The sequence below is a fragment of the Amycolatopsis keratiniphila subsp. keratiniphila genome (assembly GCF_001620365.2).
Taxonomy (GTDB): Bacteria; Actinomycetota; Actinomycetes; order Mycobacteriales; family Pseudonocardiaceae; genus Amycolatopsis; species Amycolatopsis keratiniphila.
This window is the reverse complement of record NZ_LQMT02000005.1, coordinates 68,151-93,790: the sequence shown is the minus strand read 5'-3', so window position 1 is coordinate 93,790 and position 25,640 is coordinate 68,151. Positions and strand designations below refer to the sequence as shown.

24 protein-coding genes are annotated in these 25,640 nt (G+C 69.5%); 11 read left to right on the top strand and 13 right to left on the bottom strand.

Annotated elements, in window-relative coordinates:
- The first annotated feature begins 6 nt into the window (after positions 1 to 6).
- On the top strand, positions 7 to 3,948 hold the full coding sequence (gene eccCa, locus AVR91_RS02435; RefSeq protein WP_063277386.1) for a type VII secretion protein EccCa: 3,942 nt from the start codon (positions 7 to 9) through the stop codon (positions 3,946 to 3,948).
- A gap of 447 nt (positions 3,949 to 4,395) precedes the next feature.
- On the opposite strand, the gene AVR91_RS02430 is transcribed toward eccCa, so the two are convergent.
- Positions 4,396 to 5,148, bottom strand: a complete 753-nt coding sequence (locus AVR91_RS02430) for a hypothetical protein (RefSeq protein ID WP_063277385.1) — start codon at positions 5,146 to 5,148, stop codon at positions 4,396 to 4,398.
- A gap of 206 nt (positions 5,149 to 5,354) precedes the next feature.
- On the opposite strand from AVR91_RS02430, the gene AVR91_RS02425 reads away from it, so the two are divergent.
- Positions 5,355 to 5,777 carry a neocarzinostatin apoprotein domain-containing protein gene (locus AVR91_RS02425; protein ID WP_083715275.1) on the top strand — a complete coding sequence of 141 codons (423 nt, stop codon included), beginning with the start codon at positions 5,355 to 5,357 and terminating at the stop codon, positions 5,775 to 5,777.
- Here the strand turns inward: AVR91_RS02425 and cpt are convergent.
- Entirely contained in the window at positions 5,764 to 6,291 is a 528-nt protein-coding gene (gene cpt, locus AVR91_RS02420) for a chloramphenicol phosphotransferase CPT (protein WP_211282615.1), read from the bottom strand. The two genes, AVR91_RS02425 and cpt, sit on opposite strands and share 14 nt — an antisense overlap.
- Positions 6,292 to 6,472: 181 nt before the next feature.
- On the opposite strand from cpt, the gene AVR91_RS02415 reads away from it, so the two are divergent.
- A complete protein-coding gene (locus AVR91_RS02415; protein WP_063277383.1) occupies positions 6,473 to 7,171 on the top strand; it encodes a S1 family peptidase in 699 nt (232 codons plus the stop codon).
- Positions 7,172 to 7,234: 63 nt separating this feature from the next.
- Here the strand turns inward: AVR91_RS02415 and AVR91_RS02410 are convergent, their stop codons facing one another.
- A complete protein-coding gene (locus AVR91_RS02410; protein ID WP_143253848.1) occupies positions 7,235 to 8,224 on the bottom strand; it encodes a hypothetical protein in 990 nt (329 codons plus the stop codon).
- 194 nt (positions 8,225 to 8,418) lie between these two features.
- Here AVR91_RS02410 and AVR91_RS02405 point away from each other — a divergent pair, with 194 nt between their 5' ends.
- From AVR91_RS02405 to AVR91_RS02380, 6 genes are all read left to right on the top strand, one after another.
- On the top strand, positions 8,419 to 8,760 hold the full coding sequence (locus AVR91_RS02405) for a WXG100 family type VII secretion target (protein WP_076153289.1): 342 nt from the start codon (positions 8,419 to 8,421) through the stop codon (positions 8,758 to 8,760).
- Between the two features lie 21 nt (positions 8,761 to 8,781).
- On the top strand, positions 8,782 to 9,084 hold the full coding sequence (locus tag AVR91_RS02400) for a hypothetical protein (protein ID WP_005155348.1): 303 nt from the start codon (positions 8,782 to 8,784) through the stop codon (positions 9,082 to 9,084).
- Between the two features lie 111 nt (positions 9,085 to 9,195).
- Positions 9,196 to 9,600, top strand: a complete 405-nt coding sequence (locus AVR91_RS02395) for a hypothetical protein (RefSeq protein ID WP_016336011.1) — start codon at positions 9,196 to 9,198, stop codon at positions 9,598 to 9,600.
- A complete protein-coding gene (locus tag AVR91_RS02390) occupies positions 9,597 to 10,901 on the top strand; it encodes a WXG100 family type VII secretion target (RefSeq protein WP_063277382.1) in 1,305 nt (434 codons plus the stop codon). The genes AVR91_RS02395 and AVR91_RS02390 overlap by 4 nt, the downstream gene beginning before the upstream one ends.
- A gap of 29 nt (positions 10,902 to 10,930) precedes the next feature.
- The gene (locus tag AVR91_RS02385) at positions 10,931 to 12,277 is read left to right on the top strand and encodes an alpha/beta hydrolase (RefSeq protein ID WP_063277381.1); all 1,347 of its coding nucleotides are present in this window, start codon (positions 10,931 to 10,933) and stop codon (positions 12,275 to 12,277) included.
- Between the two features lie 10 nt (positions 12,278 to 12,287).
- Entirely contained in the window at positions 12,288 to 12,665 is a 378-nt protein-coding gene (locus AVR91_RS02380) for a hypothetical protein (protein ID WP_063277380.1), read from the top strand.
- Positions 12,666 to 12,728: 63 nt separating this feature from the next.
- Here AVR91_RS02380 and AVR91_RS02375 read toward each other — a convergent pair whose 3' ends face one another.
- The 4 genes from AVR91_RS02375 to nadA are packed head-to-tail and all read right to left on the bottom strand — an operon-like array spanning position 12,729 to position 17,494.
- Entirely contained in the window at positions 12,729 to 13,898 is a 1,170-nt protein-coding gene (locus AVR91_RS02375) for a S8 family serine peptidase (protein ID WP_063277379.1), read from the bottom strand.
- Between the two features lie 46 nt (positions 13,899 to 13,944).
- The gene (gene nadC / locus AVR91_RS02370) at positions 13,945 to 14,835 is read right to left on the bottom strand and encodes a carboxylating nicotinate-nucleotide diphosphorylase (RefSeq protein ID WP_063277378.1); all 891 of its coding nucleotides are present in this window, start codon (positions 14,833 to 14,835) and stop codon (positions 13,945 to 13,947) included.
- Positions 14,832 to 16,487 (bottom strand): L-aspartate oxidase, encoded by a 1,656-nt coding sequence (locus AVR91_RS02365; protein ID WP_076857234.1) that lies wholly within the window; start codon positions 16,485 to 16,487, stop codon positions 14,832 to 14,834. Before AVR91_RS02365 ends, nadC begins: the two co-directional genes overlap by 4 nt.
- Positions 16,484 to 17,494, bottom strand: coding sequence for a quinolinate synthase NadA (gene nadA / locus AVR91_RS02360; RefSeq protein ID WP_063277377.1), 1,011 nt, complete (start codon positions 17,492 to 17,494; stop codon positions 16,484 to 16,486). Before nadA ends, AVR91_RS02365 begins: the two co-directional genes overlap by 4 nt.
- Positions 17,495 to 17,609: 115 nt before the next feature.
- Here nadA and AVR91_RS02355 point away from each other — a divergent pair, with 115 nt between their 5' ends.
- On the top strand, positions 17,610 to 18,245 hold the full coding sequence (locus tag AVR91_RS02355) for an NUDIX hydrolase (protein WP_063277376.1): 636 nt from the start codon (positions 17,610 to 17,612) through the stop codon (positions 18,243 to 18,245).
- 40 nt (positions 18,246 to 18,285) lie between these two features.
- Positions 18,286 to 19,002 carry an LON peptidase substrate-binding domain-containing protein gene (locus tag AVR91_RS02350; RefSeq protein WP_016336020.1) on the top strand — a complete coding sequence of 239 codons (717 nt, stop codon included), beginning with the start codon at positions 18,286 to 18,288 and terminating at the stop codon, positions 19,000 to 19,002.
- Between the two features lie 216 nt (positions 19,003 to 19,218).
- On the opposite strand, the gene AVR91_RS02345 is transcribed toward AVR91_RS02350, so the two are convergent.
- The 6 genes from AVR91_RS02345 to AVR91_RS02325 form a co-directional block, all read right to left on the bottom strand.
- Positions 19,219 to 20,277: a M48 family metallopeptidase gene (locus tag AVR91_RS02345; RefSeq protein WP_063277375.1), complete on the bottom strand. Its 1,059-nt coding sequence runs from the start codon at positions 20,275 to 20,277 to the stop codon at positions 19,219 to 19,221.
- A 48-nt stretch (positions 20,278 to 20,325) separates the two neighbouring features.
- Positions 20,326 to 20,931 carry a DUF2567 domain-containing protein gene (locus tag AVR91_RS02340; protein ID WP_016336022.1) on the bottom strand — a complete coding sequence of 202 codons (606 nt, stop codon included), beginning with the start codon at positions 20,929 to 20,931 and terminating at the stop codon, positions 20,326 to 20,328.
- A gap of 89 nt (positions 20,932 to 21,020) precedes the next feature.
- Complete coding sequence (gene bsaP / locus AVR91_RS43275; protein ID WP_455577830.1) at positions 21,021 to 21,224, bottom strand: biotin synthase auxiliary protein BsaP; 204 nt, start codon at positions 21,222 to 21,224, stop codon at positions 21,021 to 21,023.
- On the bottom strand, positions 21,211 to 22,227 hold the full coding sequence (bioB, locus tag AVR91_RS02335) for a biotin synthase BioB (protein ID WP_063277374.1): 1,017 nt from the start codon (positions 22,225 to 22,227) through the stop codon (positions 21,211 to 21,213). Before bioB ends, bsaP begins: the two co-directional genes overlap by 14 nt.
- Positions 22,228 to 22,311: 84 nt before the next feature.
- Positions 22,312 to 23,034, bottom strand: a complete 723-nt coding sequence (gene bioD / locus AVR91_RS02330) for a dethiobiotin synthase (RefSeq protein ID WP_063277373.1) — start codon at positions 23,032 to 23,034, stop codon at positions 22,312 to 22,314.
- Between the two features lie 49 nt (positions 23,035 to 23,083).
- Positions 23,084 to 25,270, bottom strand: a complete 2,187-nt coding sequence (locus AVR91_RS02325) for a SulP family inorganic anion transporter (protein ID WP_211282614.1) — start codon at positions 25,268 to 25,270, stop codon at positions 23,084 to 23,086.
- Positions 25,271 to 25,640: the final 370 nt, after the last annotated feature.

Genomic DNA, 25,640 nt, shown 5'->3' with positions numbered 1-25,640 from the left:
ACCCTGATGAGCGCCACTCGCGACCGCCTGCCGGCCCTGGGCGAGCAGCCCGGAGAGATCGTCCTGCAGTCCCCGCCGATGCTGCCGAAAGGCTCCTCCGGTGGAGCCATGCAGCTGCTGATGTTCATGCCGATGATGCTGGGCATGGGCGCCATGTCGTTCGTCTACATCGGACGCGACGGCGGGGTGATGACCTACATCTTCGGCGCGTTGTTCCTCACCGCGATGGTGGGCATGGTGGTGATGTCGCTCGGCCGCGGCGGCGCGCAGAAGAAGGCGCAGATCAACGAGGAACGCCGGGACTACCAGCGGTATCTGACCGGTCTGCGCGGCCAGGTCCGCGAGATCGCGGACAACCAGCGCGCGGCGATGGCGGCGTTGCAGCCCGACCCGGCGGATCTGTGGGCGTACATCGAGACGGGGAAGCTGTGGGACCGCCGCAAGTCCGATCCGCAGTTCGCGCAGGTCCGCGTCGGGACGGGGCCGCAGCGGCTGGCGACACCGTTGAAGGCGCCGCAGACCGTGCCGCTGGAAGACCTCGACCCGGTGTGCTCGACGAACCTCAAGCACTTCATCCGCACCTACTCGACGGTGGACGGGCTCCCGGTCGCGATCTCGCTGCGGTCGTTCGCGCAGGTCAGCCTGTCCGGCCGCCGTCCGGACACGCTCGGGACGGCGCGGGCGCTGCTGACCCAGCTCGCGACCTTCCATTCACCCGGTGACCTGCGGATCGCGTTGTGCGTCAAGAACGACAGGCTGCACGACTGGGAATGGGCGAAATGGCTGCCGCACGTCGCCTCGACCGCGGCCGACGCCGCCGGCCCGCGACGGCTCGTCGACGCCGACTCCGGGAAGCTCGCCGACCTCCTCGGCCCCGACCTCGGCGACCGGCCCGCGTTCACCCGGCGGCCGGACGCCCGGCTGGATCTGCCGCACGTCGTCGTGATCGTGGACGGCGGGCACGTCCACGGCGACACCCGGCTCGTCGCCGAAGAAGGCAGGCTCGGCGTCACCGTGGTGGAGATCGGCACCGAGCAGCCGCGTTCGGTCTCGTCGGAACGGCTGCTGAGCCTGCACATGAGTCCCGATCAGCTCGGCATGGTCGTCGGCGACGGGACGGAGCAGCGGCTCGGGTTCCTCGGCAAGCCGGACACCTTGGACCGCGGGGCCGCCGAGGCGCTCTCCCGGATGCTGACGCCGCTGTTCCAGGGCGCGGCGGTGGTCAGCGAGGCGCCGATGTCGGCGACGTTCGGGCTGGCGGGGCTGCTCGGCATCGGCGATCCGCGCGACACCGACACCGCGGTCACCTGGGCACCGCGTTCGGCGCGGGACCGGCTGCGGATCCCGTTGGGCGTCAACCCCGAAGGCAGGCCTGTCGACCTGGACCTCAAGGAATCGGCCGAAGGCGGGATGGGGCCGCACGGGCTCGTCATCGGCGCGACCGGGTCCGGCAAGAGCGAGCTGCTGCGGACGCTGGTCACCGCGCTCGCCGTCACGCATTCCTCGGAGAAGCTCAACCTCGCGCTGATCGACTTCAAGGGCGGTGCGACGTTCGCGGGGATGACCGGGCTGCCGCACACCTGCGCCGTGATCACCAACCTGTCCGACGACCTCGCGCTGGTCGACCGCATGGCGGACGCGCTGAACGGCGAACTGTTGCGGCGTCAGGAACTCCTGCACGCCGCCGGGAACTACGCGTCGGTGCGGGACTACGAAAAGGCCAGGGAATCGGGCGCCAACCTGCGGCCGCTGCCGTCGCTGCTGGTGATCATCGACGAATTCAGCGAGCTGCTGTCGTCGCGGCCGGAGTTCATCGACCTGTTCGTCGCGATCGGGCGGCTGGGCCGGAGCCTCGGGATCCATCTGTTGCTGGCCTCGCAGCGCCTGGAAGAAGGACGGCTGCGCGGGCTCGATTCGCATCTGTCGTATCGGATCGGCCTGCGGACGTTCTCCGCATCGGAGAGCCGCGCGGTGCTGGGCGTCGCCGACGCGTACCAGCTGCCGCCCGTGCCGGGTTCGGCGTATCTGAAGTCCGACAACGACACCCTCATCCGGCTCAAGGCCGCGTACGTCTCCGGAGAACTGCCTCCGCGCAGCAAGATCGTGCGCAAGGACGGCCAGAGTCTCGGCCTGATGCCGTTCACGCTGGCGCCGGTCGAGATCCCGGTGACCGTCGAAGCCGAAGAGCCGGTCGAAAAGGGCACCGGCGAGACGATCATCGGCGCGATGATCTCGCGGATCGAAGGCAAAGGCCCGGAGGCGCACCAGATCTGGCTTCCGCCGCTGGCCGAACCGCCCACCCTGGACCAGCTGCTGCCGCCGCTCGGCGAAGACCCCGAACGCGGCTTGTGCCCGCTGGGCTGGGGCGGCAACGGCAAGCTGATGATCCCGGTCGCGTTGGTGGACAAGCCCTTCGAGCAGCGGCGCGACATGCTGTGGGCCGATTTCTCCGGTGCCGCCGGGCACGCGCTGATCGTCGGGGCGCCGCAGAGCGGCAAGAGCACGCTGATGCGCGACATCGCCGCCATGCTCGCGCTGACCCACACGCCGGAAGAGGTCCAGCTGTTCGTGCTGGACATGGGCGGTGGCGCGCTGGCGCCGATCGCCGGGCTGCCCCACGTGTCCGGCTACGCGACCCGGCGCGACGCCCAGCGGTGCCGCCGGGTGGTGGCGGAGCTGACGACCCTGCTCGAACAGCGCGAGGAGTTCTTCTCCGCCAACGGGATCGAGTCGATCACGACGTTCCGCCAGCGGCGTTCGGAATACCGGGAAAGCACCGACGGGCGCGAATTCGGCGACGTCTTCCTGTTCGTGGACAACTGGACCACGATCCGCCAGGAATACGAACAGCTGGAGGAACAGATCACCAGCCTGGCGTCACGCGGGCTCGGCTTCGGCATCCACGTCGTCGTCTCGATCAACCAGTGGATGGGTATGCGCGCGCCGCTGCGGGACGCGATCGGTACCAAGTTCGAACTGCGGCTCGGTGAGCCGGCGGACTCGCTGATCGACCGCAAGATCGCGCAGAACGTCCCGGCGGACCGGCCGGGCCGCGGCCTGACGGCGGACAAACTACATTTCCTCGCGGCGCTCCCGCGGATCGACTCGGACCAGCGGCCGGACACCGTCGGCGCGGGCGGACTGGACCTGAACCGCCGGATTTCGGCGGCGTGGAAGGGTGCGGCGGCGCCGCAGGTCCGGCTGCTGCCTCCCGAGGTCCCGTTGGACTCGCTGGAAGCCGGGCCGCGCAAGCAGGTCACGCTCGGCATCGCGGAATCGAACCTGCGGCCGGTGCACCTCGACTTCGCCACCGAACCGCATTTCGTGGCCTTCGGTGACGTGGAATCCGGCAAGAGTTCGCTCCTGCGCGCGATCGCGCAGGGCATCGTGTCGAAGTACTCCCCGGAGGAAGCGGCGATCGTGGTCGCCGACTACCGGCGAGGGATGCTGGGCGCGGTGCCGGATTCGCATCTGCTCGGCTACGCGGGTTCGGAAACCGTGCTGGGCGGGCTGATCGACCAGTGCCAGCAGGCGATGCGGAACCGGCTGCCCGGCCCGGACGTCACGCCGGAGCAGCTGCGGAACCGGTCTTGGTGGCGCGGCCCGGAGCTGTTCGTGCTCGTCGACGACTACGAGATGGTCGCGACCGTTGGCCGGAACCCGTTGCAGCCGCTGCTGGAATTCCTGCCGCAGGCAAGGGACATCGGGCTCCACCTCGTCATCGCGCGCGGCAGCGGCGGTGCCGGACGGTCCCTGTTCGAGCCTGTGCTGCAACGGATCCGGGAGCTGGGTTCGCCCGGGCTGGTGATGTCCGGCTCGCGGGACGAAGGGGCGCTGCTCGGGGACGTGAAGCCGGGACCGCAGCCCGCCGGGCGGGGTGTGCTGGTGTCGCGGCGGCATGGGACCGGGCTGGTGCAGGTGGCGTGGACGAAGCCGGTGGAGGACTGAGCTACAGTCCAAAAAGGACACTTTCGAGATCAAAGTGTCCGATTCAGGCACTTGCGCAGTGCTATCCGGGGGTCGTGAGTGGCGATGGTCGTTCTAACCCTCTTCATCACTCACGACTCCCCGCGAAACCGGATATACAGACACAAAGCAGGCGTCTACTGCCCGGAAAGTGACCACAGTGGACCTCAGGCGGTACAACGCGCCACATTTGACTCACCCCTCAACCCAGGGCCGCCCGGACGCACTCCGGGCGGCGACACCGGCGCGCCCAAGACGTGGTCGGCCAGGAGCTCCACGCGCCCGGCGGCAACACCCGCACGCACTCTGACCTGGGCGCGCTCGGAACTACCGCGCGTCCCTCCGCCGCAGCGGCACAGGCGATCGGCCCACCGGTCACCGCGTCGCTTCCGGCGAAGACGAAAGCCCGGCCACGACCCCGACGCACAGCTACCCCTCAGGGCAAGTGCTGATGCACCGCACCGCGATCGTGGTGCTCATCTCGTTACCAGGCCCGGAGATCATGCCCGTCAGCAACTTGTCCAGATCCTCCCGCACCCCACATCCCGAGAACGGCGGGATCTCGAAGCTGCTCGTGAGCACTGTCGGCGGCGCCGTGTCCTGCAACCCTGTCAGTCCCTTGACCTTGATCGTCAGCGGACCGGCCGTTTTGCAATTGGGGCCCAGATCGAGCACCTTGCCATCGACCTTGGTGTCACTCAGGCGAAGGCCGAGGCTGAGCGTCAGGTCGATGATCACCGACAGATACTTCTTGCCGTCCGGGAAAAGCCGGGGAGCCACCACACCCGCGTCGCCGGGGTTCTTCACCAATACCCCGTGCTGGTTGCCCTCGGAAACCAGGCTGACAGTGCTTGTCACCGGCATGAAGCGAAAAGCCACGAAATACGCGTTCACAGTGGGCGGTAAAGTGATCGAACCCGTCAGAGTTTCTTTCACCGAGTCGACAGTGCCGTCGAAACGTCCCTCACCGGTAGCCAGTTGAGAGCCCAGCTTCGCGATCCGCGAAACGGTATTCCGCACGAAATACGACGCCTTCAAACCCGCGGCCATGTTGGGCGCGTCCGCACGCGGAGCGTCGACCTCGCTCTGAGCGGCGGAAGCCGAGCTCAGCGAAAAGGCTCCCAGCGAGAGCACCACGCCGGCTGTGAACAGCCGGAAGGCGCGTCGATTCGCCAGAGTCATAGGGCTCAAATCCTTCACAGCCAACGGAATCGAGGTAGCGAACCGAACCGTACTCGGCGCCGTTCGCGGAAGGCAATCCATACCCGCGCGCTTGTCATCCGTCTCAGAAATCTTCCGCACTCGATTGTGACCCGCGTGATAACAAAGCACATGATGAAGTCACAGGTTGACACGTCTCCCCTAACGACGGCAGGCTGGGAACGCGAATGAGCCAAGAGGGGGAAATGATGAAGTTTTCGAGATATGCACTCACGAGTGCGATCGCCGTCGCCGGTCTGGGCGGCATGTCCGGCACGGCGGCGGCCCAGACGCAAGCCTGGACGATGTCCGTGTCACCGTCGACGAATCTCGCCGCCGAGCAGACCGTGAGCGTCAACGCCAGTGGCCTTGACGCCGGTCGTCAGATCCTGCTCCTCGAATGCCCCACCGAGGACGGCAGCTGTTACATCATCGGATATCCGACAGCGGACGCCAACGGCGTCATCTCGACCACCGCCACGGTCTACCGGCATATGTCGTTCGACGACCGCGCTTACGATTGCAAGACCTTGAGCGGGGGTTGCTCGGTCGTCGGCAGCGATTTCTCCACGGGCGGCGAATTGGTCAAGGTGCAGCTCACCTTCCAATAGCGGAGGCGATCTCCCGGGCACAGGCCAGAGCCTCGTTCACCCCCGTGTCCACCTCGACGTCGTAAACCACGCCTCGATGCACGACCTCGGCCTGCGCCTCCGCCATCCCCGTGACCCGATCTCCCCGCGCCATCTCCCGCCCGGCGGCCACGACACCGTCACACCGGACCCCGACCCACAGCACTTCGAGTCCGTCCAGCGCGTCACGCCACCGCTGCTGTGAGGCGGCCCCACCGAGGAAAGCGTCGTCGACGATCACCCGGGCCCCTGCCCGCACCATCGCCGCGACACCGGTCATCCATGCGTCCTCGAGCTGCCGGAAACCGGATCCGACATTCACCCCACCGTCCGCCGCGAAGTCGATCCCGTCTTCCACCGTGGACGGCATGGCGTCGATCAAGGTGTCCACGCCGAGGGTGAGCCACGGGTCCGGTAGCACCGCTTGCAGGCACCGGGCGATCCCCGACTTACCCGAACTGGAGCCGCCGTTCAACACGATCACCTTGGTCGTCACGCCGACAGCCTAAAGACGAACACATTTCCAGCAAAACGGATACAACGGACGTGTCAATACATTCTCGCGGCGTTTACCGACTTCGGTAGGTTACTAAAACCCTTACCGCGACCTAACTTGGTGAAACCGTTTCGAATCGAAGCGGTTTCACCGACGCAGGCCGAAGGGCGTATTCATGCGTATGTCCAAGATCGTCGCAACGGTGGCGGGCGCCGCCGCGGCGCTGACCCTTGCCGCCACCCCCGCCGCGAACGCGGGCCAGGACATCATCGGCGGAGGCACCGTGAGTTCCGCGCCGTGGGGCGCCCAGATCTACTGGGACGACGCCACCGCGTTCGGCGGTTTCAACTGCTCCGGCACGATCATCGCGCCGCAATGGGTCCTCACCGCGAAGCACTGCCTCAACAAGCCCGGTATGCATGTCAAGGTCGGCAACGTCAACCTGAACCAGGGCACCGAAGCCGACGTCGACCAGCAGAAGGCCGCGCCGAGCGGCGATATCGCCCTCCTGCACCTCACGACCGCGGTCAACACGACGTACATGAAGCTCGGCACCGCGAACCCCGCCAACGGCACCACGAACCAGATCTACGGCTGGGGCCGCACCCAGGGCAACAACCCGCCATCGAGCGTCCTGAAGACGGCCGATGTCCGCATCACCGGCACCAGCAGTGACGCGTACGGCGGCCAGGCCATCGCCAGCGTCGGCGTCAACGGTTCCGCTTGGCACGGCGACTCAGGCGGCCCACAGCTCGCGAACGGCGTCCAGGTCGGCGTCTGCTCCACCGGCAGCAACTCCGGCACGAACCCGCAAGGCACCCAGAACTACGCGAGCGTCGCGGCGAGCCGCGACTGGATCCGCACCACCGCGGGAGTCTGAGACGACCGGCAGGTGGCCGTTCGCGCGCGAACGGCCACCTGTCCAAAGTGGACCAACTGAACGTCAGACCAGTTGATGCATAGGCCGCCGCGCCCGGAGCGAAAGCGCCGAACCCGCCGCAACGACGGCGATGATCCCCGCGCCCGCGACCAGCGTCCAGAAGTCCGGACGCACAATGGACTGTCCTCGCTGAGCCTGCCAAGTCAGCAGCACGAGCAGCGCCGCGAAGCCCACCGAAGCGGTCCGCACCAGATTCCGCCGCACGAATTCCGATTCGAGCACCGGATACCGTCGGGCGAGTTTGAGCAGCCCGAAAGCGACCAGCGGCAGCACCTGGATCGCGTGGATCCCGAAGAAATGCGGGATCCGCATGTCCCCGCCCACCGTGCTCCACCCCAGCACCGGCAGCCCCGGCCCGCCGTCGGGCACGCCGACCGCGTGGGCGCCGACGATCGACGGCCGTTCGCCGGCGCGGAACTGGGCCATTTGCTGTTCGTTCGGCCCGAACATGAGCAACGCGATCCCGATCCCGGCGACCGACAACGCGGCACCCGCGCGCAACGCGGAATTCATCGCCCGGTCGGGAAGCCGTTGGAACAGCAGGAGAATCGCGATGGCCGCCGTCGCGGCCCAGCCGGTGAACGCGCCGTTCGCGACCATGTTGTTGATCCACTGGTCGACCGGGGTCTCCCGGTTGAAGTGCAGCGTCCGCCCGCGGACGGCGATCTGCCAGAACAGCAGCGCCATGTCCATGCCGAGGCCGACCGCGAACACCGTCCCGAGCCACCAGCCGAGCCGTTTGCCGCGGGTCAGCTGACCGATCAGCCAGGCCAGTGTCACCGCGTAGAGCCCCACGGAAATCGTGAACTTGAGCGGTTTGAGCCAAATGGGCGCGTTCACGAGACTGCGATCGTCGAAGACCAGGCCCCCGAGCGCGATCACGCCGAGCACCGCCATCGCCGCCGCCAAGATCATCAACGGGCGATGCAGTACTGCCCTGGATCCCTTGTCCACCATGGATTCGAGGGTGCCGGGAAGCTCCGATCCGGACACTGGAGCACTCCCCCTGATCGGGGGTGGGGAAAGCCCTACCGCCGACCTGTGGGTAATAGTGCCGTCACCGCGACCGGCAGTTGTGCCGTTTGACCGCACTCCCCTCTTTTCTAGCGTGTCCTTCACAAGAGCAGACAGGGCGTCCCCTGGTGCTCACCGGGATTTCCAGCGAGATGAGAGGAGGTGGCCCATCAATGACCGGTACGGGATATCAGGCAGACGCAGCTGCGATGGCGCGCGCCGTCCAGGGGTTCGAGGAAACCGCGTCGAACGCCAAGACCACGATGGCCAGCTTGGAGAGCGAGCTGACCCAGACCCTGCACAACTACAAGGGTGACCAGGCGGTCGCGTTCTGGGACCTGCAGCGCCGCCTGCAGGAGAAGATGACCATCGCCGTGAACGAGCTCAACACGATGTCGCGCCTCGTGCACGAGAGCAACCGGAACTACAACTCGGGTGACGAGCAGGTCCGGGAAAGCCTCACCGGGGTCAGCGGAGTCGTCGACCAGACCGTGATCCACCGGCTGAACCCCTGATCCGCGAGAGGACCACCAATCATGGCTGACGTCGTCGAAATCAACTTCGCCGCGCTGCAGCACAGCTCGGCCTCGCTGGCCGCCAAGGCCAAGGCGCTCACCTCACAGCTCGAACAGCTGCACACCAACCTGCAGCCGATCACCCAGACCTGGTACGCCTCCGGCAGCTCCGCCGGTGAGGCCGCCCGCGCGTCTGAAACCCGCCTGCGCCAGGCCACCGCGGACATCGTGGCGATCATCGCGCAGTTCGGTGGCAAGGTCGGCGACGCCCACGATCTCCAGCACAGCCTGGAGAACCGCAACCAGGGCCTGTTCGCCGGCTGATCCCCATCCGTCGGCCGGCCGGTGCTTTCACCCCCCTCGGCACCGGCCGGCCGGCTTTGCGTGTTGTCGTCCCCCTTGTCGGCGTGGCCGTTCACGAGAGAGCCGGGATCAATGCAAGACCACTCGTACTACGTCCATCTGGAATCACTGAAGGACTTCGTGCGGGAACTGGAGACCCAGATCCACGCGATGTCCAAGCCGAACGACTTCCTGCTGACCCTGAGCGAACAGCCGCTGCTGTTCGGCGAGTTCGGGGAAGCGGGTTCACTCAACAAGGCGCACCAGGCGGCCGTCGCCGAGATGCAGGGCCTGCTGGACCAGGTCAAGGGCGCGATCACGTTCGCGCAGGACGTCACGACGACCGTCGCCGACGGTTACGCGGCGGCCGACGATTCGGTGGCGGGCGACATGAACCACTCGAGCCAGCAGACCGGGCTGCTCGATCCGTTGCTCAACGTCCTCGGGGGCGTGCTGGGCGGTAACAGCGGCTCGAACGGCGGGGGGAACAAGGGATGACCGACACCGCGCACACGAACTTCGCCGCGTACTCGCACCAGCAGCTCTACGCGATGCTGCAGGCCGGCGACCCCAACACGGCCCGCCACGCGGCCCACAAATGGCAGTCCACCGGCTCCGGACTGTTCGAGCAGGCCGAGAACCTCACCGGCGAGCTGAAGGACTTCTCCGGCAACTGGACCGGCGGAGCGGCCGACAAGTACCACACGATGATCACCGATCTCGTCGGCGGAATCCGCAAGGTCGCCCAGACCGCGCACGCGATGAACAACCTCCTCGAGGACGCCGCGGACGCGCTCGTGAAGGCCAAGAAGGAGATGCCGCCGCCGGTCGCGGTGCCGGACGTCTCCCCCGCCGATCTCGCGCTGGCCGTCAATCCGCCGCTCCTGCCGCCGGATTCGTCGCAGGCGACGATCATCAACGCCGCCCAGCAACGGCAGCAGGCCATCGCGAACGTCGAAGCGCAGCAGCAGGCGGCGAGTGCGGCCAGCGCGGCGCACAGCAAGGCGATCGTGGTGATGACCCAGCTCGCGGGCGAATACTCCACGGCCGAGGAGTCGATCCCGGCCTCGCCGAACGCCGTCGCCCCGCCGCCGGTCACCGGTGGCGGCACGGCCCCCGGCGGTTCGATCGGCAACAACATCGGCGGGACGCCCGGCGTCGGCGTCGTTCCGGGCGACAACACGCATCCGCTGCCCTCGGACGGCTCCACCCCGCCCACCACCGGTCAGCCCGGCCAGCCGCCCAAGTCGAACCCGTTGTTCGGCGACATGTTCACCGCCGGTCTCGCCGCGGCTTCGGCCGCCGCGTTCGGCCGGTTCGGTTCGATCATGCCGCGCGTGCCCGCGTGGGCGAACGGCAAGAACGACAAGGACAAGAACGGCGAGCCCGCGGGCGGCGGCGCCGGTGCGGCCGGCGCGACCGCGGGTGGTGCCGGCGGCGGTATCCCGATCGGCGGTGGCGGAGCGCCGTCGCTGGACGGCGGTGCGATCGGTGCCGGTGGCGGCGGCGGGTTCTCCGGCCCCGGTGAGGCTCCGGCCGCGTTCTCCGGCCTCGCCGGCGACGGTGGCTCGGGCAGCGCGATGAGCGGCCTCGCGGGCGGAGCGGCCGGTGCCGCGGGCGCGGCGGCGGCCAAGGGCGCGATGCCGATGATGCCCATGATGCCGATGGGCATGGGCGCGGGCGGCGACATGGGCTCCGGACGGCGGATCCCGCCGTGGCTCGTGGAGACCGAGAACGTCTGGGGCCAGTCGTCCCCGGTCGCTCCCGCCGTGCTCGGCGAAGAACCCGAACAGTACTGATTTTCCCGACCAGGAGAGGCGGCTCGGTGATGGCATCCAGTGCGGGCGGTTACCGAGTCGCCCCCGCCAGGCTCGAAGCGGCGGCGGCCGAACTCGAACAGCGCGCCGGCGTGCTCAAGACCGCGCAGACCGCGCTGGCCGGCGAGAACGTTCCCGCCACCGCGTTCGGCCAGGTTTCCGCTTCCAGCGCGGCTTCGGCCACGTACGCCAAGACGATCAAAGACGTCTCGGGCAAACTCGACGGCCAGATCACCAAGGCGACGGTGATCCATCAGGGACTGACGGCCGCGGGCGGCGGTTACCGGCGCGCCGACGTCCAGGTCGCCGCCTCGTACCGGTCGCTGATGCCGGAGAACCCGTTGCCCAAGGCCGGGAACCCGGCAGGCGTCGGCGGCGCGGCCGACACCGGCTCGTGGGCCACCGCGATCGCCGAGAACCGCACGAAGGTCACCGACGCGCTGACCGCCGAACGCGAGCGGCTCGCGAATCTCCTGGCACAGGGCGGGAAAGCCGACGACATCGCGAGCTCGCGCACCCGGATCGCGCTGTACGAGGACATCCTCGCCAACGACCGGCAGATCCTGCGGTTCGACCCGTCCGGTAACGGCCGCATCGTCGAACTGGTCGGCCGCATCGAGCCGGGCACCCGCAACGTCGGGTTGTTCGTCCCCGGCGTCAACACCTCGTTCGACAACTTCCAGAGCTACGCCGACCTCGGCAAGAGCCTGGTCGCCGCGGACGCCACCGGCCGGACCGCGATGGTGGTCTGGGCCGACGGGGTGTTCCCCCAGAACGTCGTCACCGAAGGCCCGGCCGCGCACTACGCGCAGACGATGGCGCCCGATCTCAAGGCGTTCGGCGACGAACTGCGCGGCCAGATCGACAGCCACGCCGGACCGGGTGTCGTGGTCACCGCCGTCGGGCACAGCTACGGCGGCGCGACCGTGGGGCTCGCCGAGCAGCTCGGGCTCAGGGCCGATCAGGTGCTGCACGTCGAGTCCGCGGGCATGGGACACGGGATCTGGAGCCCGAGCGACCTCCCGGCCAGCCAGGCCGGTGTGCAGCGGTACTCCATGACGGCCCCCTTCGACCCGATCGTGATCGCGCAGGGCAACGCGGGGCTGGTCGAATGGCTCGGCGCCGGGCACGGAGCGGACCCCGACCGCTTCCCCGGCGTCGTCGAACTGGAAACCGGCCGCGACGCGAACGGCGATCTGCAGTGGGGTTTCGATTCCCACAGCGGTGTGCTCAAACCGGGTTCCGATTCGTGGAACAACATCTACGGTGTGATCACGGGCGGCGCGGTCACGCACGAGGGCTTCACCGGCGGCTCGCTGCGCGAGATGGTCATCGAAGGCGTCGGACGAGGCTTGTGAGGGACTGTTCATGATCACGAGGCACACCGGGCTCGACCCTCTTGCCGAGGACCTCACGGCGGTCATCGACGGTGTCGCGGGCACCTTCGGCACCACCGCGGAGCGCACCGTGGAAGGCGAGCTGGACTGCGACCCCACGCAGCCGGGCCGGTCGCTCTGCTGGCAGTACGGCCTCCGCGTGGACGACGCGACCGACGCGATCCGCAAACTCGTCGACGACGTCCTGCCGATGCTGGAAACGCAGGGCTGGCGGTGGCGCGACCGCAGCAACCCGCGTGAGCTGATCGCGCAGTTCAGCCGCGACGGCGCCGACTTCAACGTGCACGTCTCCCGCGCCGGCGACGGCGTGGCCATCGTGGGCTCGACCGCCTGCGTATCCGTCCCCTAAAACCTAGGGGGTCGCGAAAGACCTCGTGAGCGGTGGCGGTGTCCCCCAGTACACCGCTGCCGCTCACGAGGCGCGGAATCGCGAAGGTTTCCAGCCCCGTCGCTTGCCCCGCCGGACCGCGGCCACCACCACGCCCGCCGCGATGGCGAGGGCCACCCCGGCGATGGCGAGCACACCGGAGACCTTGTCCGCCCTGGTGGGTGCGGGAGCCGCCGCGGGGACGACGAACGTGTCCGGGCCGACGCTCGGCGGTCCTCCCGGGCCGGGCGTACCGGCCGGGATCGAGGCGGAAACGGCGGCGTAGGCGTCGATCGCGCCCCAGCCCCGGCGAGGATCGTGCCCACCGCTCGGACCGCGGTGCGCGGTCAGCGTCAGCCGCGCGACGACCTGCTCCGGCGACAGCCCGGGGTGATACGCGCGCACGAGCGCGGCGACACCGGCGACATGCGCGGCGGCCAGGCTCGGATCGCTCACCGGCCAGCGGTGCGCCACCGTCCCGCCCGCGCCGGCCGACGTGCTGACCAGTTCGGCACCGGGCGCGGAAATCCCTACGTACGAACCGGACTCCGTCTGCACGGCCTCGCCTGCCTGATTGGTCGAACCCACGGCGAGCACGCCCGGCGTCGCCGTCGGATACGACGTCTGGCCCTGCTGGGTCCCCGCGGCGGGCGAGACGATCAGCGCGCCCTTCTCCCTGGCGCGCGAGACGGCGCCGGTCAGCGCGGGACTGTCGGAAGCGGCCGGGACGGCGATCAGGATGATCCCGGCACCGCGGTTCAGCGCGGTTTCGATGGCGCCCGCGAGCTGTCCGGGATCGCCGCCACCGTTCACCTGGGTGTAGCGGATCGGCAGGATCTTGGCGCCGGGCGCGATCCCGGTGAACGTCGTGGACGGATCCGGTTGCGCGCCGACGATCCCGGCGGCGATCGTGCCGCGGCCGTCGCAGTCTTCGGCCTCGGTGCCCTGCCCGCCGAGCAGTTGTCCCGGCGCGAACTGGCCGTTGCCGCCGTCCACGCCGGTGCCGATCACCGCGACCAGCTGGCCGGTGCCGCGCGACAGCGGCCAGAGCCGCACGGGATCGATCAGCCGCTGTCCCCACGGGACGGCCGCGGTGTAGGTGCCCGTCGGGTTGGCGCACTGCTCGGCGACCGCCGTCGACGGGACGGGGGTGCCGAGCAGTGCCACGAAACCGACGCATCCCGCGACGGCACTTTTACCGGCAAAGCCCACCATTCCTCCAGAATCCCCTTGTCACACAAGGGAATTCTAGTGCGCCACGTCAGCGCAGGTCCATCCCGAGGTCGAGCGCGGGTGAGGAATGCGTGAGCGCTCCGACGGCGAGGAAGTCCACACCGGACTCCGCGTACGCCCGCGCGACGTCGAGCCGCAGACCGCCCGAGGATTCCAGGCGGGTCTTCGGGGAAACCTCGTCACGCCGGTCGACCGCCTTCGCGCATTCGTCGGGCGTGAAGTTGTCCAGCAGCACCTCGTCGGCACCCGCGGTGAGCGCCTCCTCCAGCTGGGCCAGGTCGTCGACCTCGACCTCGCAGGGCAGTTCGGGCGCGTGCTCGCGCGCGGCGGCGAGCGCCGCGGTCACCGAACCGGCGGCGACCACGTGGTTGTCCTTGATCAGCACCGCGTCGCCGAGCCCGAGCCGGTGGTTCACCCCGCCGCCCGCGCGGACGGCGTACTTCTCCAGCAGCCGAAGCCCGGGCAGGGTCTTGCGGGAATCCCTGACCCGGCAACCGGTTCCCTCCACCGCGGCCACCCAGGCGGCGGTCGCGGTGGCGATACCGGACAGGTGGCACAACAGGTTCAGCGCGGTGCGTTCGGCGGTGAGCAGGCCACGCACCGGACCGCGGACGACCAGCGCGGGCTCACCGGCGGTCAGCCGGTCGCCGTCGTCACGGGCGGCCAGGATCTCCAGATCCGAACCGAGTACGACGTCGAACACCGCCAGCGCCACCGGGATCCCGGCGACCACCCCGGCCGACCTCGGCGTGAGTTCGGCCAGTGCACGCGCCGATTCGGGGACGGTGGCGTTCGTCGTCGCGTCGGGCCCGTACCGCAGATCCTCGGCCAGCGCCGTCGTGACGACCCGGTGCACGTCGGCGACGTCGAGGCCGTGATCGGCCAGCGCCTTGACGACCCACGGGGAGAATTCGGTCATGCCACACCCTCCAAAGCGATCGGATCGGCCAGCACCGGCTGTCCCGAGGGGCTGAGCCGGATGAGCTGACCGCGCTGCCAGACGTCGTCGTCACGTTCGGGGAAATCGGTCCGCACGTGGCAGCCGCGGGACTCCGTGCGACGCGCCGCCGCCGCGACCAAGGCCTCCGCCACCAGGGTGAGCGCCGCGTCCTCGACGATCCTCGGCGCCCACAAAGGACTCTCGGTCACGGACAGATCCAGCACCGAACCCACGACCGCGAGACCTTCGGCGTCCCGGCCGATGGCGGCGTACCGGCTCATCGCCCGCTGCAACGCGTCCCGATCGGCCACCGGGACTTGCGCCGGAGGCAGGAGCACACCGCGGCGCGGGTCACCCAGCAGACCGGCGGCGAGGTCGATGGCGACCGCTTCCGCCACCCGCTGCCCGACGACCAGGCCTTCGAGCAAACTGTTGGAGGCCAAGCGGTTCGCGCCGTGCAGGCCCGTCCTCGCGACCTCGCCCGCGGCGTAGAGACCGCGGACACCGGACCGTCCGTCCACAGTGGTCACCACCCCGCCACAGGCGAAATGCGCCGCGGGCGTGACCGGGATCGGATCTTCGGCCGGGTCCAGCCCGATCGCCGCGCACGCCGCGTGGACGGTCGGGAACCGTCGGGCGAAGCCGGAAATCCCGGTGGCGTCGAGGAAGACGTGGTCGTCGACACCGCCGGGCGCCTGCCCCATCCGGCGCGTGATGGCCGCCGAGACGACATCGCGGGGCGCGAGATCGCCGAGCGGGTGGACGCCGCGCATCACCGAGGTGCCCGTCGCGTCGTGCAGGGTCGCGCCCTCGCCGCGCACCGCCTCGGTGACCAGCGGGAGGCGGCCGCGCGCGCCGGGCGTGAACAGGACCGTCGGGTGGAACTGGACGAACTCGACGTCCGCGACCTGCGCGCCCGCGCGCAACGCCAGCGCCAGCCCGTCCCCCGTGGCGAGCTCCGGATTCGACGTCGCCTGATAAAGCTGCCCCAGCCCGCCGCTGGCCAGCAGCACCGCGGGCGCCCGGACGACGCCGGGCACCCCGTTGTGGTCCAGGACGGTCACCCCGACGACCTCGCCCGCGGGGGTGCGGATCGCGTCGACGGCGATGTGGTGCTCCAGCACCGGGATCCGCCGGTCACCGGCCGTCGCGACCAATGTCCGCTCGACCTCGGCGCCGGTCGCGTCGCCACCCGCGTGGATGACGCGGAACGCGCTGTGCCCGCCTTCCCGCGTGCGGGCCAGTTCGGGCCGCCCTTCGGCCGCCGGGTCGAACCGCGCCCCCTCGGCCCGCAGCCGGGCCACCGCGGCGGGACCTCCGGCGATGATCGACCGGACGGCGTCCTCGTCGCAGAGCCCGGCACCGGCGGTGAGCGTGTCGTCGGCGTGCTTGCCGACCGAGTCGTCTCGCTCGTGCTCACCCTCCAGCACGACCGCGATACCGCCCTGCGCCCAGCGGGTGTTGCCGTCGGAGACCGTCGCCTTGGTGACCACCAGGACGTGCAGGCCGAGCTCGTGCGCGCGCAGCGCGGCGGTGAGCCCGGCCACCCCGCTGCCGATCACCACGAGATCGGCGGCGGCCTCCCAGACCGGGTGGGTTTTCGCCTGAAGAGCGGTAACCGGGTCGGTCATTCTCCGCCGCCAGGCTGCCCGATCTCGATCATGCGCTGCACGGAAGCGCGGGCGCGGGCGGCGGTTTCGGCGTCGACGTGGACCTCGTCGGCACCCTCGCGCAGCGACCGCAGCAGGGCGGCCGGCGTGATCATCTTCATGTACCGGCAGGACGCCCGGTCGTTCACCGCGCGGAAGTCGATCTCCGGCGCGGCCTTGCGCAGCTGGTGGATCATCCCGATCTCGGTGGCCACGAGCACCGACTTCGCCTTGGTGTCGCGGGCGGCGTGGACCATGTCGCCGGTCGAGAGGATCTTGACCCGCTCGGGGGCGACGGCGCCCTCTCCCGCCAGGTACAGCGCCGAGGTCGCGCAGCCGCATTCCGGGTGGATGAACAGGTCGGCGTCCGGGTTCTCCGAAGCCCGCTCGGCCAGCTCGGCGCCGTTGATCCCGGCGTGCACGTGACACTCTCCCGCCCAGATGTGCATGTTCTCCCGGCCGGTCACGCGTTTGACGTGCGCGCCGAGGAACTGGTCCGGCAGGAAGAGAACCTCCTGGTCAGCGGGGATGGAGGCGACCACGTCGACGGCGTTCGACGAGGTGCAGCAGATGTCGGTCTCCGCCTTGACCTCGGCCGTGGTGTTCACGTACGACACGACGACCGCGCCGGGGTGCTCGGCCTTCCAGGCGCGCAGTTCGGCGCCGGTGATCGAGTCCGCCAGCGAGCAGCCCGCCCGCGCGTCCGGGATCAGGACCGTCTTCTCCGGCGCCAGGATCTTCGCCGTCTCGGCCATGAAGTGCACGCCGCAGAAGACGATGGTGGACGCGTCACTGCTCGCCGCGATGCGGCTGAGCGCGAGGGAGTCGCCGGTGAAATCGGCGATGTCCTGGATCTCGGGGACCTGGTAGTTGTGCGCGAGCAGGACGGCGTCGCGTTTGCGCGCGAGGCTGCGCACCTCCTCCGCCCAAGCCGCGTCGGCGACCACGCCACCGTACGGGGTCAAGTCGTTCTGCAGAGTGCTCGTCATCGTTCTGGCCCTCCTGGACCTGTCTCCGGTTTTCGCCTTATAATCGAAAACCGTGCGAAGTCATCTTAACACCCAGACCCCCCTCGCCCACGAGGTCTTGGGGGCGGTCCTTCAAGTGCGCTCGGACACACTCCGGGTCCTCCTGTGGCGGCGCGCGCTCGATCCGCACCTGGGCCGCTGGTCCCTTCCCGGCGGCAGGCTTCGCCCGGATGAAGACGTCGAGGCGTCCGTCCGGCGGCAGCTCGCGGAGAAGGTCGACGTACGCCAGCTGAAGCATGTGGAGCAACTGGCCGTCTTCAGCGCGCCGGACAGGGTGCCGGGCCCCCGCGTCGTCGCGACGGCGTTCCTCGGCCTCGTTCCGTCCGATGTGGACCCCGAGATCCCCGAAGACACCGAGTGGCACGACGTTTCCGAGCTCCCCCGGACGGCGTTCGACCACGAGTCCATCGTTTTGCGCGCGCGGGACCGCCTCCGCTCGAAGCTCTGCTACACGAACCTCGGCTTCGCGCTCGCCCCGGAAGAGTTCACCGTTTCGGCGTTGCGGAGGCTGTACTCGGCTGCGCTGGGTTACCGCGTGTCCGCGACGAACCTGCAGCGGGTGCTGTCCCGGCGCGGGCTGCTCCTGCCCACCGGCCACACCGCCCCGCCCGGACGCAGCGGCGGCCGCCCGGCGGCGCTGTTCTCCTTCGCGGGCAAGGGGATGCAGATCACCGACCCGTTCGCGGTGTTCCGTCCGCCCAGCGGGAAGTGACCGTCCTGCGAAGTCCTCCCGGCCCCCGTACCTTGAACGGGTGACCGAGCCGAGCGAGGAGTCCACCGGGAAGGCGATCTTGCCGCTGTTCCCGCTACAGACCGTGCTTCTGCCCGGAACACACCTTCCGTTGCACATCTTCGAACCGCGGTACCGGCAGCTGATGGCCGACCTGGTCGCCGAAGTGGTCCCGGACCGCGAGTTCGGCGTCGTCGCGCTGCGTTCGGCGATGATCAGGGAGGTCAGCGGGCCCGAACACGTCCACGAGTTCGGCTGCAGCACGGTGCTGCGCGAGGCGAAACGGCTGCCGGACGGCAGATTCGACGTCGTCACCACCGCGCGGCGCCGGTTCCGGCTGCTGGAGATCGACCGCGTCTCCGCGCCGTACCTGATCGGCTCGGTCGAATGGGTACCCGACGACCGCATCGCCACGGTGCACGGCGACACCGTGACCAGGCTCGCCGACGTCGCGAAGGCCGCCCACCGACGCTACTGCGAGTCCGCCTGGAACGACGAGGACTGGACCACCCCGCCCGAGGACGGCGACATCGCGGCGCTCGCGTACCGGCTCACCGCCGACTGCCTGCTCCCGCTGGAGGACCGGCAGCGCCTGCTGGAGGAGACGAACCCGCTGCGGCGGCTGCGGATCGCGTGCCGCCTGCTGACGCGGGAGGCCGGGTTCCTGAGCACGCTGGGCGCGGTGCCGATGCCGCCGGGGGAACTCGGCGAGTTCACGCGCCCCTCGAACCTGAACTGAAGCGCCGGGCCCCTCGCTCCCTGCCCGGCCGCCGCTCCCTCGCCGGGGGCCGAAGGGCGCTTTCCCCGCATGCGACGCGACGAAAGCTCCCTTCACCACACGAGACGCGGCGAAGGCCCCTTCAGCCCGACCCCCTGCCCCGAATGCCATGAACGGACCGTTCCTTGCAAGGAACGGCCCGTTCATGGCACGCGTGAGGTGCCGACCCGCGTCGCGCTACTTGCCGGCCTCCGAAGAACCCCCGTCGTCCGCCCCGTTGCCGGTCCCGAACTTGCTCCACACCTTGCCCGCCGCCCCGGACACCGCCTCGCCGACGTCGCTGAACACCTTCGTCAGCGGGTCGGTCGAGCTGTTCCAGGAGTCCTTGTACGACTTCGCGGCCGACTTCAGGTCGTCGGTCCAGGTGGACGAAGGCGCGTCCTCGTCACGGCGCGGGTACTCGCCGGCCAGGATCCCCCGGTACTCCTCGGACGCCGCCCACTTCTGCAGTTGCGCGGCGCGCACGACGGCCAGCGGATGCGACATCGTCTCGACGTAACGCAGCTTCAGGTAGCTGTCGCGGATGTCGTCGACCGACTCGTACTCCGAAGCCTGCTGCAGGAAGGCCGGGATGTCGATCTTCGACGGGTCGATCCCGCCCGCGACCAGGATCTGCGAGCGCAGCGCCGCCGTCGGGTCCTGCGAGCACAGCAGCCCGGCGCGGTCGCAGGACAGTTCGGCCTTGCGGTACCACTCGCGCAGCGCCGCGATGACGACGCGGATGCCGATCGCGCTCACCGGCGTCCACGACATCGACATCTGCAGGCCGATCAGCCGGATCATGATCGTGCGGTACACCGCGTGCCCGGACAGCACGTGCCCCATTTCGTGCCCGATCACGAACCGCAGGGACGCGAGGTCCATCGCCTCGACAGCCGCGGTGTTGAGCACGATGAACGGCTCGTCCATCCCGATCGTCTGCGCGTTGACCTCGGGGCTGCGGGCGACGAACAGGTTCGGCACGCGGTCGAGGTCGAGTGTTTCGGCGCATTCGTGGCGCAGCCTGTCCAGTTCCGGATACTGCGTCGGGCCGACCCGGATCGCGGACGCGAGCGCCATGAGCCGCTCACCGCGTTCGGCGTAGAAACCCGAAACCGCCTTCACGACCTGCGCGAACCCCGGAACGGCGCGCAGGGTGGCCAGTGCACCGCGATCGACGGGATGTTCGTACGCGCGCGGGCTGATACCCGGGAAGCGGACGGCGTTGTGCCGGGAAACCTCGATGTCGTCGGTCAAGAGAAAGCCCCCTAGAGATGTGTCCCGGCCCACCCTAGAGGAAATTCGTCAGCCGAGACGGCGGCCCAGGTCTTCCCGTCCGTTCCACGCGGTCAGCAGCGTGTACGCCAGCGTCGTCATCAACGGCGCGGCGAGCATGATCCACGTCGATTCGATCTGCGGCGCCTTCGCGATGACGTCACCGACGGCGGGCGCGGCGCCGATCTCGTAGCGGCCGTTGGCGAACGCGACGCCCATCGTCGTCCCCAGCCAGCCCGCGAGGGTCGCACCGCCGGTCGCGGCGATCAGCACGACCGGGCCGCGGCGTTCCCGCAGCAGCCAGGTCACGATGCCGATCAGCAGCCCGGCGCCGAGCGCGAGGAAACCGTAGACGGCGAGGTCGTCGAAGCGGTGCCAGCTCTCCAGCTCCAGCGGGGCGAGACCGCCCTGGTCGTTGATCACCCGCATCCGCTGGGGCGGCGCGAGCCGCGCCCACAGCCAGGCCAGCGGGAAACCGAGCAGGCCCGCCGTGGACAGGACGCTGACCGCGGGCAGCAGATCGGCCTTGACGACGACCTTGGGGTACGGGCGGCGCGGCCTCGGCAGCACGGGCACCGACCAGGGGTCGGGCACGCTGGAAGACAGGTGCGCCGGTTTACCGGTCGTCTCGCCCAACCCCGGACTCCTCCCTCGTGCTGCTTGTGCAGAGCGTAACCAATGACGCCCCCAGCGCACGCAACCCGGCACCGAATCGCGGGAAAGTGTCAGCCGCTGAGTTCACCGTGACGGCTGCACCGGGCCGTCCACCCGACCGGGGTGATCTGGACGACCATCCGCCGCGCGCAGTACGTGCAGTACCGCGGCGGCTCGAGTGCCGTTCTGGGGTTGTGGCAGGCCGGATGTTCCGCGCCACCGTCGGACATCTGTCCACAGTGGACGCAGTACGCCGCTGGGTCAGAGGACGTCACTGATCGCCTTCACCGGCATCTTCAGCTCTTCGAGCATCGCCAGGTCCGCGGTGGCCGGCCGGCCGAGGTTGGTCAGGTAGTTGCCGACGATGATCGCGTTGATACCGCCGAGCATGCCCTGCTTGGTGCCCAGGTCGCCGAAGGTCAGCTCACGGCCGCCGGAGAAGCGGAGCAGCGGACGGGGCATCGCGAGCCGGAACGCGGCCACGGTGCGCAGCGCGTCCTTGCCCTCGACGACCTCGTAGTCCTCGTACGGCGTACCCGGCTGTGGGATGAGGAAGTTCATCGTGCACTCGTCGGGGTTCAGCTCGGCCAGCTGCGCGGCGAACTCGGCGCGCTGCTCGATGCTCTCCCCCATGCCGATGATGCCGCCGCAGCAGACCTCCATGCCCGCCTCGCGGATCATGCGGAGAGTCTCCCAGCGCTCTTCCCACGTGTGCGTGGTGACGACGTTCGCGAAATGCGAGCGCGCGGTCTCCAGGTTGTGGTTGTAGCGGTGCACGCCCATCTCGACGAGCTCGTCGACCTGCTCCTGGGTGAGCATGCCGAGCGAGCACGCGATCTGGATGTCGTTGCCGTCCTCGCGGATGGCCTTGATCCCCTCGCGGACCTGCGAGAGCAGCCGCTTGTCGGGGCCGCGGACGGCGGCGACGATGCAGAACTCGGTCGCGCCGGTCTCGGCGGTCTGGCGGGCGGCCTTGACCAGGCCGGGGATGTCCAGCCACGCCGACCGCACCGGCGTCGGGAACCGGCCGGACTGCGAGCAGAAGTGGCAGTCCTCCGGGCAGCCGCCGGTCTTGAGGCTGATGATGCCCTCGACCTCGACCTCGGGGCCGCACCAGCGCATCCGGACCTCGTGGGCCAGCGCCAGCAGGTCGGTCAGGCGGTCGTCGTCGAGCCGCAGGACTTCGAGGATCTGCTCTTCGCCGAGCCCGACGCCGCGCTCGAGGACCTGGTCACGCGCCACGGCGAGGATGTCGACGGTCTCCGGGGCAGTGGTCACGAGGCGGCTCCTGTTCGGGGTGGGGCAGTGAAGCGAAGGCACATCATCGTGCACGACCGGGCGGCTCGGCCACAGCGACGCAGGTCACTTCTGTGCCGAGGCCCGGCCGACGAAGCATTCCGGATCGAACTCCCCGCCGAACCACGGCGAAAGACCCGCCTTGGCCCGGTCGGCGAACTCCTCGGGCCCGGCCGTGCCCAGCCCGGCGGGAAGCACGCCCAGCAGCGGGGCCCCGGCGGCGACCGGCAGGTCCCGCAGATTCGACACCGCCGCCAGATCCGGCTCGTCCGGCCACGATCCGATGATCACCCCGGCCACGGTCAGCCCGCGTTTGGTGGCGACCTCGGCGGTCAGGGCGGTCGCGTTGAGCGTGCCCAGCCCGGCCTCGGCGACGATGATGACCAGCGCACCCAGCGACCACGCGACGTCGGCCAGCGTGGCCCCGTCGGCGTCGAAGCGGACCAGCAGCCCGCCCGCGCCCTCGATGAGGGTCAGGTCGTGTTCGCCGTCGAGGTCGCTCGCCGCGGCGGCGATCTCGCTCGGGGCCAGCGTCGGCAGTCCCGAGAGCCTGGCCGCCGCCTCCGGCGACAGCGGATCCGGGTACCTCCGCAGCTCACGGGTGGTCACCGGGCCGGCGAGGCGGAGGACGTCGGCGAGGTCGCCCGGCTCGTCCGGGCCCACTCCGGTCTGCGCCGGTTTCAGCACGGCGACACGCTGGCCCTGACCGGCGGCCAGAGCGGCGATGGCGGCGGTGGAGATCGTCTTGCCGACACCCGTACCGGTGCCGGTCATGACCAGCATGCTCACGTGCGCTAAATCTAGTGGGTCGGAATCTAGTCCCGCTGAACGGCTTCCGTTAGCCCCCGGATGCGGTGACCACCCCGACCGGGGTGAACGACGGGCTCCCCTCGTCCGACAGGTAGACCTGCGCCGCCCCGACGTCGAAGTACATCCCGGTCAGGTGCAGCTCGCCGCGCGCCTCCGCCTCGGCGATCAGCGGATAGTGGCGAAGGTGCTCCAGCTGCTGGAGCACGTTCTTGAGCGCCAGGCGGTCGACCTCGCTGCCCGGGCGTTCGCCGTCGAGGGTCACCGTGGCCTCGCGATGCGCGCTCGGCTCGGCGTGCCGCAGCCAGGAGGCCAGCATCGGCGCGCCGTCCGGGGCTCCGGTGGCCAGCGCCTGCATCGCCCCGCAGCCGGAATGACCGCAGACCACGATCTCGCGCACCTTCAGCACGCCGACGGCGAACTCGACGGTGGCGCCCATCGACGGATCGGCCCGTCGTGCGGGCACGAGGTTCCCGATGTTGCGCACGGTGAACAGGTCGCCGGGGCCGCTCGTGGTGATCATGTTCGGCACGATCCGCGCGTCACCGCAGGTGATGAACAGGGTGTGCGGTGACTGCCCGGCGGCCAGCTTGCTGAGCGCGGGCTGCATGAGCGCGGCGGTGCGCCGCTGGAACTCGGTCGCCCCGCGCAGGGTGGGCCCGCCGCGCTGTCCGGGCAGTTCGACGTCCTTGGCCTGCCAGTCGGACCACGGCGCGAGGAAGCGCGGCACCGAACGCGCCGCGGCCGTCCGGGTCAGCGTGGGATCGCCGGACTTGCCCTTGGCGAACCACGGATGCCCGACCTCGTCGACGATCACCGTGCCACCGGCGCGTTCGTGGCCCTGCTGCCAGTTCGACAGGCTCTCGAAGGCGGCGTGATCGAGGTAGTCGACGACCAGTTCCAAGGTCACCTTCGCGCCTGCGGGGACGGTCGCGAGCACACGGCTGAGCCTCGGCACCGAAAGGAACGTCAGGACGCCTTCGACGACGACGCGCCATTCGTCACCGTCGCGCTCGGCATGGATCCCGGACCACACCGTGCGCCGCAGCATCAGCAGCACCGACAGCGCGATACCGAGCAGGACGCCGGTGAGCAGGTCGAAGACGACGACACCGGCGAGCGTCACCAGATACAGCCCCAGGTCACCGTGCTTGAGGACCTGCTTCATGTGGCCGGGGTTCACCAGTTTCGCGCCGACGTGGACGAGCAGGCCTGCCAGCGCGGCGAGCGGGATGTTCTGGATGAGCCCGGCGAACGCGGCGACGAACACCAGGATCCAGACGCCGTGCAGGATCGCGGACGCCCGGGTGCGCGCACCGGCTGCGACGTTGGTCGAGCTGCGGACGATCACGCCGGTGACGGGGAGACCGCCCAGCGCGCCGGAGGTCATGTTCGCGGCGCCCTGGCCGATCAGTTCGCGGTCGAGGTTCGACCGCGGCCCGGTGTGCATCTTGTCGACGGCGACGGCCGAAAGCAGGCTTTCCACGCTCGCGATGAGGGCGATGGTGACGACCGCGACGGCGAACGCGCCCCAGCCGGTGTCCGGGAATTCGGGCGCGAAGCGGATGTTGAGCAGGTCGCCCGGCAGGTCGACCCGGGGCAGGGTCATCGAGGTGGCGACGGACAGCACGGTCACCAGCGCGATCGCGGCGAGCGGGCCGGGCACCTTGCGGACGGCCTTGGGCAGCCGCGGCCACACGAGCAGGATGCCGATCGTGAGCACGCCGATCAGCGCGGCGGTGTCGTGGTGGCCGACGATCTGCGCGGGCAGTTGCGCGATGTTCTCGAGCGCCGAGCTCTGCGCCGCTCCGCCCAGCACGACATGGAGCTGGCCGAGCACGATCGTGACGCCGATCCCGGCCAGCATGCCGTGGACGATGGCCGGCGAGATGGCGAGCGCCGCGCGGGCGATCCGGCTCAGCCCCAGGAGGATCTGCAACGCGCCCGCGGCGACGGTGATCGCGCAGGTGGTCGCCCAGCCGAAGGTCGCGATGGTCTCGGCCATGATCACCGTCAGGCCGGCGGCCGGGCCGCTGACCTGAAGCGCGGAGCCGCCGAGCGCTCCGGCGACGACACCTCCCACCACGGCAGCGATCAGCCCCGCGACGATCGGCGCCCCTGACGCGAGAGCGATCCCGAGTGAAAGCGGGACGGCGACGAGGAACACCACCAACGAGGCGGGCAGGTCGTGACGAAGCACGGCGAGAGGTTGTTTCATGATCACCAGGAAACTGGTGAATTGTCCGATATGCACCACCTGATCGAGTGAACATCACCCTACGAATGGGTGGCGTGGCCCACTTTTGCCCCGATTCGTTGCCTGGAGATGTCTCCCGCGTTGCGAAAAGCCTTGTCCCGTCCCGGATCCTGGGATCTATCGGTCGGCCGCCCGGCCAAGATCGTCGTGAGCGGCGACTGGTGGGGTTTTCTTGAGGGGTAAGGCAAGGTGGCGTGTTGCGAAAGCCACTTTCGCAACATTGAAGGTTGGGATAGTGGCTTTCGCAACGTCTGGCTGAACCGGGCTTCAGATGACCGATCGGACGACACGCGTGATCCAATGGACGACACGCGTGACTGGAGGGACGACA